This window comes from Sphingobacterium alimentarium, assembly GCF_004342685.1.
Classification (GTDB): domain Bacteria; phylum Bacteroidota; class Bacteroidia; order Sphingobacteriales; family Sphingobacteriaceae; genus Sphingobacterium; species Sphingobacterium alimentarium.
In genome coordinates, this window is record NZ_SMBZ01000058.1 from 1 (window position 1) to 17,553 (window position 17,553).

Here is a 17,553-nt window from a genome sequence, read left to right on the forward strand (position 1 = left end):
GGTGGACACCCTTGTCCTAAGCTAACACTTCCCACTGTAAAGGCGTGTTCGGGACTTACACCCTAGAGTTATTGCACATGCTGGGCACACAAAAACAAAGGGCTTCAAATAATGAAGCCCTTTGTTTTAAACGTAAATCCGATTTTATTTTTTGTCCGACACTAGCGTAATATCCAAAACAAAATCATCCTCAATAGCACCGTCGCCTAATCCCGAAAAAATACTTCCCGAACGATATTTGACATCAAATAAAGTGCGGTTTACTTTTATACCGCTAGCCTTAGCCACGACCAAATCTTTACCGTAGGTTATCTGCGCGGGGAAAGACAATTCCTTTGTAATCCCCTTGATAGTCAACTTTCCAGTAACCTGTGGATTATTTCCAGCCTTTACGGATGTAATGACAAATGAAGCTGTAGGATGCTTCTCTACATCAAAAAAATCTTGGTTTTTCAAGTGTGCTACCAAACGTGGAGAAGCTTTTTCAGAATTAATGGATGTCACATCCATCACAATCTCTCCTGATTTCAACTGTTTGCTTGCAAAATCCAATGAGCCTTTGGAAACTAAAATAGTACCCTCGGTATTACCGCCTACGATCTTCTTACCGGCCCACTTTACCAACGATTTGCTCGGATTAATGATAAAAGTTTCTGTTTTTTGCGCCTGAGCAGCTACATTAAAAAGAATAAAAAAAGCAACTAAAAAACGTGTTTTCAACATAGAAATATAAAACTGATTATTGAGTAATTCCTTCTAATTTTAAGATAAACGCCCATTCTAAAGCCTGGTCTTTGAGGTAATCAAAACGTCCTGATGCTCCGCCGTGACCAAAATCCATATCTGTTTTCAACAAAATGACGTTATCACCCTTCTTCATTGTTCTCAACTTCGCTACCCATTTTGCGGGTTCAAAATATTGCACCTGACTATCGTGAAGTCCGGTCGTAACTAACAAATTAGGATATTCTTTTGCCTCAATATTTTCATATGGTGAGTATGATTTCATGTATTCATAAGCTTCCTTGTTGTTTGGATTTCCCCATTCGTCATATTCATTCGTCGTCAAAGGAATTGTTTCATCCAACATCGTATTCACCACATCCACGAAAGGCACCGCTGCAATCACACCATTCCATAGGTCTGGAGCCATATTTATTACTGCACCCATCAATAGACCTCCTGCACTTCCACCTTCCGCGTACAAATGTCCTTTTGATGTGTATTTGTTTTCGATCAAATATTTACCACAATCAATGAAATCAGTGAAAGTATTGATTTTTTTCATCATCTTGCCGTCCTCATACCATTGACGCCCCATCTCTTCACCTCCACGAATATGTGCAATGGCGTAGATAAATCCACGGTCAAGCAAAGAAAGACGAATTGAACTAAATGTAGGATCCATTGAACTTCCATACGAACCGTAAGCGTACAAGAACAAAGGTGCAGAGCCATCTTTCTTCGTTTCTTTTTTATAAACCAATGAAATTGGAACTTTTGTGCCATCTGTTACCGTCGCAAATGTTCTCTCGGTAACATAATCTTCTGAGTTATACCCACCCAACACTTCTTGCTGTTTCAATAGAGTCTTCTCTTTGGTACGCATATTATAATCAAACGTAGAAGACGGTGTTACCATCGATGTATAACCATAACGTACTACGTCTGTATTATATTCCGCATTCACACTTGGGTATACGGTGAACGCTGCTTCTCCAAAGTCCAAATCATGTACCGAATTATCTCTCAAACTACGAATAGATAAGTTCGTCAAACCATTTTTTCGTTCGGACACCACAAGAAAATCTTTAAACTCATCTATACCTTGTACCAATACATCCGCACGATGAGGAATAAAGTCTTTCCAATTCTCCTTTGTAGTCTTATCCAACGCAGTCTCCATGACTTTAAAGTTTTTCGCACCATCTACGTTGGTGACGATCAGGAATCTATCTTCCAATGGAGTCACATCATACAATACATCCTTCATACGCGCTTGGAAAAGTTTAAATTCTCCATTCGGCATATTGGATTGCAGGTATCGTACTTCAGAACTCATTGTATTCTGCGAATAGATGAAGATATACTTGCCATCTTTGGACTTACCCACTCCGATGTAATTCGTATTGTCCTTTTCATCGTACACCACGACATCTGTACGCGCATCTGTGCCTAAAGTGTGGCGTTTGATTTTTTCTGAAAGAAGGGTAACAGGATTCTTTGACGTATAAAAGATCGTCTTGTTGTCAGCAGCCCACGTAGCGCTACCGCTCGTGCGCTCAATTCTATCCTTATATACCTCACCAGTTTCTAGATTCTTGATATGCAATACATATTCTCGGCGCGAGACCTCGTCTACCCCATAGACCAACAGTTTGTTGTCCGGACTTACTGAAGAACCACCAATCGCGTAATAAGGCTTTCCTTCAGCCATCTTATCCACATCCAATAGAATCTCTTCGGCAGCATCCAAAGATCCTTTCTTACGGCAGAGTTTATAATATTGTTTGCCTTCTTCCGTACGGTTATAATAGTAATAGCCATTATAAAAATAAGGAACCGATTCATCCTTTTCCTTGATGCGGCTTTTCATCTCGTCAAAGAGTTTTTGTTGAAAATCCTCCGTACCCGCCATCATCTGTTGGGTATACGCATTCTCCGCTTCTAGGTATTTAACGACATTTGCTGAGTCGGGTCCTTTTTTGAAAAAATCATTTAACCAATAGTAATTATCCACAACTGTATCTCCATGAATAGTACGATTGTGCGGTTTGATGTCAGCCAAAGGAGCTTGCGCATCTGGCCATTTAACAGGAGCTTTTTCTGTTTTTTGCGAACAGGCTACCACTGTCATACTTAATATAATCATCCAGTTATTTTTTGATGCGAACATAACAATTTATTAGGGGGTTAATATTGTTGTATACGATTTATTTTATATTTATAAAAATCCTCAAAAAAATTAATATAACGACTATTTATCTCGAATTAGAAAGCTAAAAAATTAGATATATGTGCAATATTTAAGTTACACGTATACTTTTATACTTTTTTAACAGCTGAGTGGCATAATAATAGCATTATATTTGTAAGAAAAATTATATCTTAAAAATATGCGTAAAACAAAACTTCTAATCGCCTTATTAGGTATCGGCATATTACCTTTCACGGGCTTAGCACAAGAAAAAAAAGATAAGGCTCCTGCCAATTGGTATAATCTAGATTATAAAACCGATGGAATAATGGGCATAAGCACGGAGAAAGCTTATGAATTGTTAAAAGGCCGTAAAGCATCACCAGTAATCGTAGCTGTTATTGATGGCGGTGTAGACGTCAATCATGAAGACTTGAAGGATGTACTATGGATCAATAAAAAGGAAGCGAATAGCAACGGCAAAGATGACGATGGCAATGGCTATATAGATGATAAGTACGGTTGGAATTTTATTGGCAACGCCAATGGTGAAAACGTAAATTACGACAATCTTGAAGTAACTCGTCTTATTGCAAAATATGACCCGATCTACGCGTCCGTACTTCCGACTACCAAACTCAATGAAGCGCAAAGACGTGAATTTGTTGCTTACCAAAAAATGATTGCGGACTATACCAGCAAATATGATGAAGCAAGCTTTGGCAATACCAACTATGGAAGATTAAAAATAAACGTCGATAAATTTGTCGCTGAAATAGGTAAAGAGCCTAAAGATATCACCAAAGCTGATATTGATAATTATAAAACTGAAAATAGAGATATTAAAACAGCAATTTCTATTATCAAAAGAGCAACGGAAAACGATAGCTTTTTAAAATTTTTCGATGATATTAATGAAGCTAACGACTACTATTCTTCGCAAATCAAATATCACTTGAATAAAGAATTTGATCCACGTCATATTGTTGGTGACAATTACGAAGACGCATCTGAAAGATACTACGGTAATCCAGATGTAAAAGGTCCCGATGCAGACCACGGTACACACGTCGCTGGTATTATCGGCGCTAAACGCAATAATAATATCGGTATAAACGGTGTGGCGGATAATGTACAAATCATGGCTATTCGCGTAGTTCCGAATGGAGATGAGCGTGACAAAGACGTGGCTAACGGAATTCGTTATGCTGTGGAAAATGGCGCCAAAATTATTAACATGAGTTTTGGTAAGGGATATGCCTACAACAAAAAAACGGTAGATGATGCAGTTCGTTATGCCTTAGAAAAAGATGTATTGCTCGTGCATGCTGCAGGAAATGATGCAAAAGACATCGATATCAATCCAAATTACCCAACGAAATATTTCACCAATGACGAACAAGCTATCACGGGTGAAGCAAGCAATTGGATTACAGTAGGTGCTACTGGATTGAAAGTTAACGATGACTTATTGGCTAATTTTTCGAATTACGGATACAAATCGGTAGATGTATTTGCTCCAGGCGTACAGATCTATTCAACTATGCCAGAGAATAAATATAAGGACCAACAAGGCACGAGTATGGCGGCACCGGTCGTATCGGGTTTGGCTGCACTCCTACGCGCTTACTATCCACAGCTATCCGCTCAAGAAGTAAAAGATATCATTATGAAATCTGTTACTAAAGTAGACCAAAAAGTGAAAATCAAAAAAGATGGAAGCACCAAAAAGGTTTATTTGGATGAAATATCCGTGAGTGGAGGAATTGTGAACGCTTACAATGCGATTGTAGAAGCTAACAATTATATCAACAAGAAAAAGTAAAAAAAAGTTAAATCTTCTACAATAAAGTGAAATCGGTTGCGTTTATATAATAAACAAAATCAATTGCTTATGGTAGAAAATTTTACCCAAACAGAAGAAAAAACTTACATAAACGACGTAGAAGATATAACTATTAAAGTTGAAGAATCATTCGAAGCAAAAATTAAAGAGGAAATTCAAAATTTAGTAATAGAGCCAAATCAAGAAGTGATTGGTCGCATTCTTAACTATTCGAAATCGTTAAGTAAGAAATAAAGGCAAAGTCTCTACAAGTAGAGACTTTGTTATTTTTTATACATCCTATTTAAAACATTATCTTTGTGTATGTTAAAAAAAGACAGATACAAAGCTTTTGTAGAATATTTCTCTACGCACAATCCTGATGCACAGACCGAACTACATTACCGTAATCCCTTTGAATTACTTATCGCTGTGATTCTGTCAGCACAATGCACCGACAAGCGTATCAATCAGATTACCCCAGCATTATTCGAGCGTTACCCTACCCCAGAATCCTTGGCTGAGAGTTCTGTCGAAGAAGTATTTAGTTATATCCGCTCCGTCAGCTACCCAAATAATAAGGCTAAACATCTAGTCGGCATGGCTCAAAAACTTCTCGCAGAGTTTGATGGCATAGTGCCTGAAAAAATAGAAGACTTGATGAAGCTACCTGGTGTAGGACGTAAGACGGCCAATGTGATCTCATCTGTTATATATAATGCTCCTGCCATGGCGGTGGATACCCATGTTTTCAGGGTAAGCAATCGATTAGGGCTTACCACCAATGCAACTACGCCACTAGCCGTAGAAAAACAACTTGTCAAATATCTTCCCGTAGATACCATCAAAATTGCTCATCATTGGCTTATTTTGCACGGCAGATACATCTGTCTGGCCCGCAGACCGAAATGCGAAGTATGTCCTATTACGCATATGTGTAAGTATTTTGAAAAAACGTATAAGGCAAAAGTTATCAACACGGTTGAAAACAACCAAATTTCCTTGTAATTTTAACAATAACACACTTAACTAATTTTTTTAGCAAAATATTTGGTGAATAAAAAATATAATCTTACTTTTGAATCGTAAATACTAAAAATATGAGCAACGCAGATAAATTAAAAGCGCTACAGCTTACACTTGATAAATTAGAAAAATCCTACGGTAAGGGTACTATCATGAAATTAGGCGATGCCGCAGTAGAGCGTATCGAATCAATTTCTACAGGTTCTCTGGGCTTGGATATTGCATTAGGTATTGGTGGTGTTCCTAAAGGACGTATCATTGAGATCTACGGACCAGAATCATCCGGTAAAACTACATTGGCAACTCATATTGTCGCCGAAGCACAGAAAAAAGGCGGTATCGCAGCTATTATTGATGCAGAACATGCTTTTGATAAATATTACGCACAAAAATTAGGTGTAGATGTAGAGAACTTATTGATCTCTCAACCTGATAATGGTGAGCAAGCGTTAGAAATTGCAGACAACCTAATCCGTTCGGGTGCGATTGATGTTATCGTAATTGACTCCGTAGCAGCATTAGTTCCTAAAGGTGAGATCGAAGGCGAAATGGGTGACTCCAAAATGGGTCTTCAAGCGCGTTTGATGTCTCAAGCTTTACGTAAATTGACAGGTACTATTTCTAAGACTAACTGTTGTTGTATCTTCATCAACCAATTGCGTGAGAAAATCGGTGTGATGTTTGGTAACCCGGAGACTACTACAGGTGGTAATGCTTTGAAATTCTATGCTTCCGTACGTTTGGATATTCGTCGTACTTCTCAAATTAAAGATTCGGATGAAGTATCGGGTAACCGCGTAAAAGTAAAAATCGTTAAAAATAAAGTGGCACCTCCATTCCGTATCGCAGAATTTGACATCATGTTTGGAGAAGGTATCTCTAAAGTGGGTGAAATCATTGACTTAGGCGTGGAGTATAATATAATCAAAAAATCAGGATCATGGTTTAGCTATGGTGACACCAAATTAGGTCAAGGACGTGACTCCGTGAAAAATCTATTACTAGACAATCCAGATTTATCAGATGAACTAGAAGCTAAAATCAGAGCTGAAGTATCAGGCGAAGTATTGGACCAAGGTGAATTAAACGAAGAATAATAATTCTTAATATGCTGTAATAAGGGGCTTTTCAATCTATGGGAAAGCCCTTTTTTGTTATATAATCTTGGAAGTAATAATCGCCGTGAATATCTCTATCATTAAAATTACCGAATTCGTTATATACATCTATATTATACAATAAATAGCGACCCACACGCTGCTTATATATGACTTGACAGCCTTTCATTTTGGCCGCTGTGGAATTTAAGGGCACAACAAATGTAAAAATCTCCGTTACTTCTTCACTAGAATCCATAAAGGTAATACGTTGCCAAATATGAAAAGTGACAATTTCACGAAGTGTATTCCCCCGTGGTTTTTCGTATTTTCAATGAAAAACTCATTTTTTCTTTGTATTAATTGTCAACTCCACTACTTGTGGGGTTGACTCTGCATTTTCATCTATATCCGGCTGGACATACACATGCCTTAATTATACACCACATTGGGCAATACTGTTGTGGATAGTGCTTGCCACAAGTTATTAAATTGATCCATTGTCATGTTGTACATAGACACAGAGAGAAGGAAAAGTCCAGTGTAACAAATCTGCTCATATCGGCTAGTTTTTGAATCACTTTGGATATCGCTTTTAGGCCTTCTGAATAATTTTTCAGATAGACGGATATCATGATACTGAGTTCTAATATAATTGGCGAATCTTGCTTTGGTATACTCTTGTCTGTTAAATCTTGCGTATATACAAATGGAATTTTTGAGGACACATCTTCAGTAATCGTTAACACCGTTATATAAATTCCATCTGAGCTGCTGCCCGGATTTGCATCTTTCCCTGGTAAATAACCAACAATAAAAGAACAATCATCAATATTTTGTTCCAAATAGCTACCCAAATGATTTTATAAGAGATGAATCATAATTTGAAGGTTAGTTGTTAGTTAAATCTGAATAGCTCCATGTAGAATTGCAGATGCTTATACTTAAATATATAGAGATAAATCTACATTTTGAAGTATTTTCATAAATTTAATTAATTATTTCAATAATAAATATATCTTCATTAATTCACGATAAATTTTTAATATTGATGGACCTATAACCTCCATTTCATTCTTAATTCAATATCTCTGTAAGCAATTTCTATGCGAAAAATTAAATATTCAGAATTAAAAATACCTCAAGGAGTTTTTCAATTATTTTGTACCTTGGAACATGAAAAAACTTTTTGACAATCTACTTTTTCGTGTTGTATTAGCAATTGGATTAGGAATTCTATTGGGCGGTATCATTCCAGAATCTATCGGAAATATCTTTGCCACATTTAATGGATTATTTGATCAGCTACTGAAATTCTTAATTCCATTAATTATAGTAGGTCTTATTGTTCCCGCTATTGCAAAATTGGGTAATACTGCCGGCAAAATGTTATTAACCACCGTTGCCATAGCCTACGGCTCTACCCTATTCGCGGGATTCTCGACTTATTTCGCCAGTATGTCTATTTTCCCTTCCCTTGTGGAGAATCAATCGGTAAACATTCAGGAGCAAAGTCAAAGTTTAACCCCATACTTCACCTTACAGATTCCTCCATTTTTTGATGTCATGGGTGCATTAGTTTTTTCGTTCTTAATAGGTATAGGCTTAGCCAGACTCCAGAATTCAAAATTAGCCGAAGTGTCTTATGATTTTGGAAATATCATTTCATTTATCATCGAGAAGGTAGTCATTCCATTACTTCCTCTTTTCATTTTCGGAATATTTCTGGATATGACGTATTCGGGCAAAGTGATGATGATTTTAAATGTTTTCGTTAAGATAATAGGCTTTATTTTCGCATTGCATATCCTTTTATTGCTCATCCAATATATTATAGCGGGGACAATCTCTAAGAAAAATCCTTTCAAGCTATTTGTGACTATGATGCCGGCCTATTTCACAGCGCTCGGCACGCAATCTTCGGCGGCTACCATTCCAGTGACGCTAGCCCAAGCAAAAAAAGCAGGTGTCTCCGACGAAGTGGCTTCTTTTGTTGTTCCGCTTTGTGCCACAATTCACCTCGCAGGAAGTACACTCAAAATTGTTGCTTGTGTTGTTGCTTTAATGCTAATGCAAGGTATGCCTATTGATTTCGGATTAATGGCAGGCTTTATCTGTATGCTAGGTGTGACGATGATTGCAGCTCCAGGCGTACCAGGAGGCGCAATTATGGCGGCCTTAGGAATAATCACTTCTATGCTGGGATTTGATGCGGAGAATCAAGCCTTGATGATTTCGCTTTATATTGCGATGGACAGCTTTGGAACAGCCTGTAATGTAACGGGAGACGGAGCAATCGCAGTGGTAGTCGATAAATTGTTTGGAAAGAAATAAAGAAGTACATACTTAAACAAATAAGCTTCGAGAAATTCTCGAAGCTTATTTGTTTTTATACCGCAAATAGCGTGTTCAGTTCTTCTAATGTTTCTTCCGAAGTTTGGATATCTTTTATAATTCGCCCTTTGTCCAGAGCGATGATGCGATCAGAAATCTCTACGGTATGCGATAGATCATGACTTGAAATCAACATTGTAACTTCTCTATCCTGTATCAAATCCCGGATTAATTTTTTCAGTCTAAACTGTGAACTCGGGTCTAGATTAGCAAAAGGTTCGTCCAGCACAATGAGTTGCGGATTGCCGATTAAAGCACCAATAATCCCCACCTTCTTTTGGTTACCTTTGGATAGATCACGGATATATTTATTCTTCTGAAGTATTTCTCCGTTAAAAAAATCATCATATTGCGCGATGAAATTATCGACATCTTGCTTGCTTACATCTTGAAGATCGCCTATGAAATAAAAGTATTCTTCGGGCGTAAGGTAGCCGATGAGAAACGATTCATCCAAAAAACTACCTGTAAATTCCTTCCAACGGTCACTTCCGTGCACATTCACCCCATTAATATGTATCTCACCCGTACTCACTTGTATCAAGTCCAATAATAAGCTGAATAGTGTAGTCTTACCCGCACCATTATTACCCACTAATCCGATACTTTCACCTCTTTTTATTTCTATATTTTCGATCGCAAGAACCGTAGTATTATTATACGTCTTTGAAAGATTTTGAATATTAATCATAATTTAATTTTGAATCGATTAACTTTTTTGTTTAAATCCCTCTAACATTCTGAAGCGGTTGTGCATATACAATGCGACAAGGGAATTCATAATTACATTTCGAAGCAATAGACCTATTACTCCACAGCCAATCAACACCCGATTGGCCACATTTTGATCCGCAAATACCTTTACTGTAAACCAAATGACTATCGGAATTATCAGTAAGGGAAGACCAATTAACCATTGGGCGGCACCAATGCCTTGGTAATTGAACATACTGCCATTCGAGAGGTCAATATATTTCTTGTTATAAGCGCCAAAGAGGAGAATAATAGGGATATTAATTCCTGCATTGTATATGGCGCATGCCATATTCATATATACCTTATCCCATCCGAAGAAAGCATAAGGAGTGCTCAGAATAGTCAAAATCAAAATAGAACCGTACATTAACATGGCTTTAGCTTCCAAATAGTTTTTCATAGTGACGGGCCTGGTCTGTAATAGAGGAAAATAAGAACTATCCCAAGCAGGAATGAACTGACCAAAATTGATAATAAAAATCCCAGTAATAAAAATTCCAACAAAGATTAACATGCTGGAATCCGCATACTTTGGATTGGTGTAAAATAGTAAGCCATAAGCCAAAAAGCCCAGGCTTAGATATACTGTAGTTTTTGCACGCTTATTGCGCCAAAGTAATTTTAAATCCAGCTGTATAAAAGGTGCCAAAGCCCCAAATTTGTTTGTCCAGCTTAGATCCGAAGCTTGATATGTCTTTTGTTTGCTATCCAAGTAAGCATCCAAATACAGGTTAGCTTTCACATCATTAAATGTGAGTTTATAACTCAGAAATAATAAAATAAGCGGTATTAATCCCACAAGAGGATAAGTAAGCACCAAATTGAAAAAGCTTCCAAATAGTTTGCTGACTGAATATATCCCAAAATATTCTAAACCAACGAGGACTAAACAACCGATAATAAATGGTAATAAAGCTTTTAAATTATTAGCAAACCTGCGCTGTATCCAAAAGTTGACGAAATTAATCGAATAGACCATCCCCATAAGACCTATTAGCCAAAATAAAAGGGATAGAAACGAATAGTCTGCATGCTTTAAATTGACAATGATGAATGGAATAGCGACAACAAGGGTTAGTAAATTGTAGTAGGAAAATATTGATTTCAATAAGAGTACATGTACAATTTTGCTACGAGGTATACGTTGGGTCAAAAGGGGTTTGGCATTGACCACTGGTAAGTTTTGCAACAAAAACCGAAGGACGAGCTCAAAACCTAACCAAAGTAAGAGGAAGTTATTTACCACCAAAATAGGCTCTTGATCAGGAAATAATTCCTTCAACAACATATATAAAATAACCCCTAATCCGATAAAAGAAAGCAAGAAATATAGCCCAATAAAAGCCATAAACAACTTAACAGCAACACCTTTACCAACACTAGCAGAACGAAAGAACGCAGTCCACTCTAAGTAAAGTATCTTCAAAAACATAGAATAATTAGTTAATAATAATAATTGAAATCAGTAAACTTAAAATTAACATTTAGGTTTCACAGATACAATAGCCATATTGTCAGAATAAATCCACAAAAAAGCTTCGAGAAAATTCTCGAAGCTTCAAAAAAACATTACCTATTACCTTATTCTTCTGATAAGAATGGATATCTATAATCAGTGTCTGGAGTAAAAGTCTCTTTAATGGTACGCGGCGATACCCAACGTAATAAATTGATCATTGATCCCGCTTTATCGTTTGTACCAGAACCTCTAGCACCTCCGAATGGCTGTTGACCCACTACTGCGCCTGTACACTTGTCATTGATGTAGAAATTACCTGCAGCATTACGCAACTCACGAGTAGCCAAATCAATAGCATAACGGTCTTGCGAGATGATCGAACCTGTCAAGGCATAGATCGACGTCGAATCTACTAATTTCAATGTTTCTTCAAATTTAGCATCTTCATAAACATAAATTGTCAACACAGGACCGAACAATTCTTCAGAAAGGGTTTCATAATCTGGAGTTTTGGTTAAGATTACAGTCGGATGAATAAAATAACCTTTTGACTTATCGTATTCGCCACCTATTACGACTTCAGCATCTGCTGATTCTTTTGCTCTATCGATATATTTGGTGATTTTATCAAAAGCTTTTTCATCAATTACTGCATTAATGAAGTTTGAAAAATCTTCTGTGCCACCGATTTTGAAAGATTTAATATCTTTTTCCATCAATCCTTTCAATTCGCCCCACAACGATTGTGGAATGTAGGCACGCGAAGCTGCCGAACATTTTTGACCTTGGAACTCGAAAGCACCACGAACTAATGCCGTATTCAACACTTTAATATTTGCAGAAGAGTGAGCTACGATAAAATCTTTACCACCTGTCTCACCTACGATACGTGGGTACGTTTTGTAACGGTGGATATTCTCACCTATTGTCTTCCAAATATCTTGGAACACACCTGTAGAACCCGTAAAGTGGATACCTGCAAAATCAGGATGTTTGAATATTACATCACCTGCATCGGGACCCGAAACATATACTAGATTGATGACACCATCCGGAAGACCTGCTTCTTTGAAGATTTGCATCAATACATTAGCTGAATAAATTTGTGTATTCGAAGGTTTCCAAACTACGACATTACCCATCATTGCCACACATGTAGGCAAGTTACCTGCGATAGCCGTAAAGTTGAATGGAGTCAACGCAAATACAAAGCCTTCAAGCGGGCGTTGTTCAACACGGTTCCACACACCTTTGCTGTTTGCAGGAGGTTGTTGTTGATAGATTTCAGACATATATTTTACGTTGAAACGTAAAAAATCTATGATCTCACATGCGGAGTCTATCTCTGCTTGGTAAGGGTTTTTGGATTGTCCCAACATAGTAGCCGCATTTAGCTTATAGCGGTATTTTGTAGAGATTAATTCTGCTGCTTTTAAGAATATAGCTGCACGTTGTTCCCATGGTAGGTTTTCCCAATCATTTTTAGCGGCCAAGGCAGCGTCAATAGCGTCTGTAACATGTTGCTTAGTACCTTGAGAATAGTATCCCAATGTATGTTGGTGATCGTGTGGAGGTGTAAGTTTCACTTTCTTGTCTGTGCGTACTTCCTCTGATCCGATGTACATAGGGACATCGATTTCTTGTGATCTTGCTTCCGCAATTGCCTCTTTCAATAAAGCGCGCTCTTTGGAACCGGGAGCGTATGAATATACTGGCTCATTTACAGGAGCCGGAACATTGAAAAATCCTTTTAACATGATAATAATTATTTATTGTAAAAATATTAAATTTTGCCTCATCTATATATACCCTATTTATCCATCAGTAAACATATTCTATCAAAACCAAAGGTAAACAGTTGATTTTTACCAGAATACAACCAATTTAGGTTATATATCGAGACTATGTGCTTGTATATATTTTTTCGGTGACAGCTTGGTGATGGCTTTGAATACGCGATTAAAATGCACAATATTGTTAAAACCAACTTGAAAAGCTGCCTCTGCAATATTTTCGGATTGATGATTTAATAAAATCTGACAAGCCTTTTCGATACGTACCTCATTCAGAAATGTAATGTAAGTTTTCATGGTATGTTTTTTGAAAAACTTACAAAAAGATGTCGGCGTCATGTGCACCAAAGAGGCGACCTGATCGACGGATATATCTTCTTGATACTTATCAAAAGTAAACTTATACACCTGACTAATGCGTACCCCATCCTTGTCCGAATAACTCATATCTCGTACCCCCGAATATAGGGAAACCGCTTCGTGCCGATGCTGCGTCAGCGCATGCAATAATTGCAAAAACTCGGTAAATCGAGGCATCCCGTTTTTGACCATCAGATTGGTAAAAAAATGCATCATCGATTCGGATATGGAGCGATCCAGCATCTTGGAGGTATGTAATTCCTGCAAATAATCCCGTACAGCTTCGAATTCGGGGATATGATACAGCTTCTTCATCCGTTCAAGATTCACGAAAATGTGTATGGCGTGTATATCACCTTTCTCCTCCTCTTTTTCTGCTTCCCGATCGAACATATGAGGTTCGTTTGGCTTGAGCACAAAAATATCCCCCGACTGAAAGGATTGCATCACATTGCCGACCATAATCGTCCCCTTACCTTTTAGGATATACGTTATCTGGGCTTCATCATGTCGGTGGTAATAATTATAAAAGTTTTCTTTTTTGTCTTCCAACACTGCGAAAACCCCTTCACCATAAACAGAAACTGTAAATTGAATCGGTTTCATCTTCGAATCTACTTTTTCTTCAACTTATCTGCGAATACTTTCTTTACCTTCTCTACCTTTGGCCGAGCCACTAGCTGGCAGTACATCTCATTCGGATTGCGATTGTAGTAGTTTTGATGATAATCTTCTGCTACATAAAACGTATCTGCATATTCGATGGTCGTCACAATTGGTTTCTCAAAAGCTCCTGATTTATTCAACTCTTCGATATAATAGCGAGACTTTTCTTCCTGCTCTTTATTGATAGGAAAAATTGCTGAACGGTATTGTGTACCTATATCATTCCCCTGACGATTGAGCTGGGTAGGATCATGCATCGTAAAAAAGACTTCTAGCAATTCATCAAAACTAATGATAGTTGGGTCAAAAGTTACTTTCACGGCTTCTGCATGTCCCGTATTTCCCGTACTGATCTGTGCATACGTTGGATTTTCTACATCACCACCTATGTACCCTGACTCTACTGTATCAACCCCTTCCAACAATAACAAAGGTGCTTCCACACACCAAAAGCAACCTCCAGCCAATACCGCTACTTCTTTATTTTCCATACGCATATCCTTTATTTTGACATATTCTTTGCTCACTTTGGACTGACTTTGACAGCCTAAAGCAAAAAAACATGTGCTTAATACAAAAAGAATAATTATTCTCATCTCACCTAATTTAAAAAATAAAGGCGACATAATGCATGTCGCCTTTATAATTCTATATAAACTACCTTGATTATTTAGCTGCTGCATAATTTGCCGCTACTGCATCCCAATTAATTACATTGAAGATTGCATCTAAATAAGCTGGACGTTTATTTTGATATTTTAAATAATAAGCGTGCTCCCAAACATCAATACCCAAAATTGGCGTACCTTTTACTTCTGCTACATCCATCAATGGATTATCTTGATTAGGCGTAGAAGTCACTGCCAATTTGCCTTCTGCAGTCACGATCAACCATGACCAGCCCGAACCGAAACGTGTAGCACCTGCATTTTGCAATTGTGTTTTCAATTCAGAGAAAGAACCAAAAGTTACGTTGATAGCATCCGCTAACTCTCCTGTAGGCTCGCCACCTGCATTTGGACCTAATACAGACCAAAATAATTTGTGGTTATAATGACCACCGCCATTGTTGCGGACAGCAGCTGGATATTTACTGATATTTTTGATAATATCTTCTAAAGAAACATTTTCTGCGTCCGTACCAGCGATAGCTTTGTTCAAGTTATCTACATAAGCTTGGTGGTGACGGTCATGATGGATTTCCATCGTGTCTTTATCAATATGAGGTTCTAATGCGTCATTTGCGTATGGTAACGCTTCTAATTCAAATGCCATAATTTTTCTATTTTTTAGTTATTGAATCTTAATATTAAAATACAATACGAATATAACAAATCAGAAGTCGTAATGTTTCATTTTAATGCCATAATGTGGAAAAATTAGCGTTTACTCTTGAAAAAACGTTTCATCAGCTCACCACATTCCTGTTCGAGCACCCCTCCTACAATCTGGGTTTTGGGGTGTATTATCTTGGGATTAAAAACTTGATATCCTCGTTTTTCATCCTTGGCCCCATAGACGATCCGCGGTATCTGTGTCCAATATGAAGCACCGGCACACATGACACAAGGCTCGACGGTCACATACAGTGTACAGTCTTTCAGGTATTTGCCACCAATGAAATTGGCAGCAGCTGTAAAAGCTTGCATCTCGGCATGTGCGGTCACATCATTCAATCTTTCGGTAAGGTTGTACCCTTTACCGATTATTTTCCCTTGGGAAACGATCACCGCACCAATAGGTACTTCGTCTTCTTCGTAAGCTTTTTGTGCTAGTTTGAGCGCTTCCTTCATGTAAATCTCGTCGGCATTTACGGCAGGAGCACCTTCTTCAAAATTATATATCCTCATTTTACATTAATTTTGCCCCATTCGGCAATTCTCTCTCTACACTGGTCAAAACAATATTACCATGGGCATCAGCGAAACCTGTTACTAAGCATTCGGACATAAATTTCCCTATTTGCTTTGGCGGAAAATTAATCACCGCGACTATCTGCCGTCCCATCAACACGTCTTTCGTATATAGCGTAGTGATTTGCGCACTCGACTTGCGCAAACCAATCTCCGGTCCAAAGTCAATTTTCAATTGATAAGCAAGCTTCCGAGCTTCGGGAAAATCTTGAACGTCGACGATTGTGCCCACCCGCAAATCCACTTTTTCAAAATCTTGCCAACTAATTTCCATTTTAGCTGTTACAATCTATTATTGGATAATTCGGCTAATTGTTTTGAGAGCGTGAAGATAACATACTCATTCGTTCGTTTCAAACGTTTTGCTAATCTATTTATCAATTGATTTTCTTCGCCTTCTTGGTAGGCTAGATCCTCAGCTGATAAATGATTGTATTTGCGGAGTAGTTTTATTTTAAGAATTTCCCAATCCGAATAAGTAATTTTAAGGCTTGACATAATTTAAAAAAATGATTTTATAATTTTACTGACTAAAATAACATTTATAATATGAAAAAAGCAATAATATTAGGATTAATCACAGTTTGTGCGCTATCCTTTACTGCACAGGCGCAGGATCTGAAATTGGGGATAAAAGCAGGTCTAAATGTTGCGTCACTAAAGACGGATAAAAGTTTGTTTGAAAACGAAAATAGTGTTGGATATCTAGCCGGTATATGGGGCAGAATCGGCGGGAATAGTTTTCACTTCCAGCCGGAGGCTTATTTCACCAGCAAAAGTGCGACTATCCATCCCGATGCGAGCGACGCAGGCTCAGACTTGATTAAAGGTGATATTAAATTTACCAATATTGATGTTCCATTATTAATCGGAACAAAATTTCCCGTGGGACCTGCAAAATTGAAATTACAAGCCGGGCCACTATTCTCATTTGTAATAGATGAAAACAACCCGTACAAAGACAATGTATCTGCAGTTTATCAAGAAGCATTGACCAATTACAAGGATAAGTTTTCTGCGTTGGTAATCGGAACAGGTATTGATTTCAGCAAATTGACTTTTGATTTGCGTTATGAGATAGGCTTAGGAAATATTAGTGAATACGAAGGGTCGGCAGGCAAGCAGAAATTAAATCTATGGACTATAAGCTTAGGCTATAGCATCTTTTAAGTTTGGTTTTATGATATGAATGAAATGCGCATAAATTATTATGCGCATTTTTCATTTTATACGTTTAACTTTGAATCACTAACATTACTGTCCCATTAAAACTTGAAATTGTTCTTTGAAATATTTGAAATATAGTTAGTTATAGAGGTTTGGCAACCGAACGGACTTGAAAACATA

Annotated in this window: 19 protein-coding genes; 6 read left to right on the forward strand and 13 right to left on the reverse strand. The window is 37.6% G+C overall.

Features of this window, described 5'->3' with window-relative positions:
* Positions 1-144 precede the first annotated feature (144 nt).
* Together EDC17_RS15155 and EDC17_RS15160 are read right to left on the reverse strand one after the other, a co-directional pair.
* Entirely contained in the window at positions 145-723 is a 579-nt protein-coding gene (locus EDC17_RS15155; RefSeq protein ID WP_132778889.1) for a YceI family protein, read from the reverse strand.
* A 16-nt stretch (positions 724-739) separates the two neighbouring features.
* Entirely contained in the window at positions 740-2,896 is a 2,157-nt protein-coding gene (locus EDC17_RS15160; protein WP_132778890.1) for a S9 family peptidase, read from the reverse strand.
* Between the two features lie 220 nt (positions 2,897-3,116).
* Between EDC17_RS15160 and EDC17_RS15165 the strand changes: the two genes are divergently transcribed.
* The 4 genes from EDC17_RS15165 to recA all read left to right on the forward strand — a co-directional run bounded on the left by EDC17_RS15165 (position 3,117) and on the right by recA (position 6,865).
* Positions 3,117-4,742, forward strand: coding sequence for a S8 family peptidase (locus EDC17_RS15165; RefSeq protein WP_132778892.1), 1,626 nt, complete (start codon positions 3,117-3,119; stop codon positions 4,740-4,742).
* Between the two features lie 69 nt (positions 4,743-4,811).
* On the forward strand, positions 4,812-4,997 hold the full coding sequence (locus EDC17_RS15170; protein WP_132778894.1) for a hypothetical protein: 186 nt from the start codon (positions 4,812-4,814) through the stop codon (positions 4,995-4,997).
* 69 nt (positions 4,998-5,066) lie between these two features.
* Positions 5,067-5,750, forward strand: a complete 684-nt coding sequence (gene nth / locus EDC17_RS15175) for an endonuclease III (RefSeq protein WP_132778896.1) — start codon at positions 5,067-5,069, stop codon at positions 5,748-5,750.
* A gap of 92 nt (positions 5,751-5,842) precedes the next feature.
* The gene (gene recA, locus EDC17_RS15180; RefSeq protein WP_132778898.1) at positions 5,843-6,865 is read left to right on the forward strand and encodes a recombinase RecA; all 1,023 of its coding nucleotides are present in this window, start codon (positions 5,843-5,845) and stop codon (positions 6,863-6,865) included.
* A 31-nt stretch (positions 6,866-6,896) separates the two neighbouring features.
* Here the strand turns inward: recA and EDC17_RS15185 are convergent, their stop codons facing one another.
* Positions 6,897-7,124, reverse strand: coding sequence for a hypothetical protein (locus EDC17_RS15185; RefSeq protein ID WP_132778900.1), 228 nt, complete (start codon positions 7,122-7,124; stop codon positions 6,897-6,899).
* A gap of 244 nt (positions 7,125-7,368) precedes the next feature.
* On the reverse strand, positions 7,369-7,710 hold the full coding sequence (locus tag EDC17_RS15190) for a hypothetical protein (RefSeq protein ID WP_132778902.1): 342 nt from the start codon (positions 7,708-7,710) through the stop codon (positions 7,369-7,371).
* Between the two features lie 331 nt (positions 7,711-8,041).
* On the opposite strand from EDC17_RS15190, the gene EDC17_RS15195 reads away from it, so the two are divergent.
* Entirely contained in the window at positions 8,042-9,199 is a 1,158-nt protein-coding gene (locus EDC17_RS15195; RefSeq protein ID WP_132778904.1) for a dicarboxylate/amino acid:cation symporter, read from the forward strand.
* A 55-nt stretch (positions 9,200-9,254) separates the two neighbouring features.
* On the opposite strand, the gene EDC17_RS15200 is transcribed toward EDC17_RS15195, so the two are convergent.
* From EDC17_RS15200 to EDC17_RS15240, 9 genes are all read right to left on the reverse strand, one after another.
* Positions 9,255-9,950, reverse strand: a complete 696-nt coding sequence (locus tag EDC17_RS15200; RefSeq protein ID WP_132778906.1) for an ABC transporter ATP-binding protein — start codon at positions 9,948-9,950, stop codon at positions 9,255-9,257.
* A gap of 18 nt (positions 9,951-9,968) precedes the next feature.
* A complete protein-coding gene (locus EDC17_RS15205; protein WP_132778908.1) occupies positions 9,969-11,447 on the reverse strand; it encodes a DUF5687 family protein in 1,479 nt (492 codons plus the stop codon).
* A gap of 149 nt (positions 11,448-11,596) precedes the next feature.
* Positions 11,597-13,231 carry an L-glutamate gamma-semialdehyde dehydrogenase gene (pruA, locus tag EDC17_RS15210; protein WP_132778910.1) on the reverse strand — a complete coding sequence of 545 codons (1,635 nt, stop codon included), beginning with the start codon at positions 13,229-13,231 and terminating at the stop codon, positions 11,597-11,599.
* Between the two features lie 132 nt (positions 13,232-13,363).
* Positions 13,364-14,233 (reverse strand): helix-turn-helix domain-containing protein, encoded by an 870-nt coding sequence (locus EDC17_RS15215; protein ID WP_132778912.1) that lies wholly within the window; start codon positions 14,231-14,233, stop codon positions 13,364-13,366.
* 8 nt (positions 14,234-14,241) lie between these two features.
* A complete protein-coding gene (msrA, locus tag EDC17_RS15220; RefSeq protein ID WP_132778914.1) occupies positions 14,242-14,889 on the reverse strand; it encodes a peptide-methionine (S)-S-oxide reductase MsrA in 648 nt (215 codons plus the stop codon).
* Between the two features lie 70 nt (positions 14,890-14,959).
* Positions 14,960-15,568, reverse strand: a complete 609-nt coding sequence (locus tag EDC17_RS15225; RefSeq protein ID WP_132778916.1) for a superoxide dismutase — start codon at positions 15,566-15,568, stop codon at positions 14,960-14,962.
* Positions 15,569-15,672: 104 nt separating this feature from the next.
* Positions 15,673-16,143, reverse strand: a complete 471-nt coding sequence (locus tag EDC17_RS15230) for a nucleoside deaminase (RefSeq protein WP_132778918.1) — start codon at positions 16,141-16,143, stop codon at positions 15,673-15,675.
* Position 16,144: 1 nt separating this feature from the next.
* Positions 16,145-16,480 (reverse strand): tRNA-binding protein, encoded by a 336-nt coding sequence (locus EDC17_RS15235; RefSeq protein ID WP_132778920.1) that lies wholly within the window; start codon positions 16,478-16,480, stop codon positions 16,145-16,147.
* 8 nt (positions 16,481-16,488) lie between these two features.
* Positions 16,489-16,704 carry a hypothetical protein gene (locus EDC17_RS15240; RefSeq protein WP_132778922.1) on the reverse strand — a complete coding sequence of 72 codons (216 nt, stop codon included), beginning with the start codon at positions 16,702-16,704 and terminating at the stop codon, positions 16,489-16,491.
* Between the two features lie 51 nt (positions 16,705-16,755).
* On the opposite strand from EDC17_RS15240, the gene EDC17_RS15245 reads away from it, so the two are divergent.
* Positions 16,756-17,376, forward strand: a complete 621-nt coding sequence (locus EDC17_RS15245) for a porin family protein (RefSeq protein WP_132778924.1) — start codon at positions 16,756-16,758, stop codon at positions 17,374-17,376.
* The last annotated feature ends 177 nt before the right edge of the window (positions 17,377-17,553 follow it).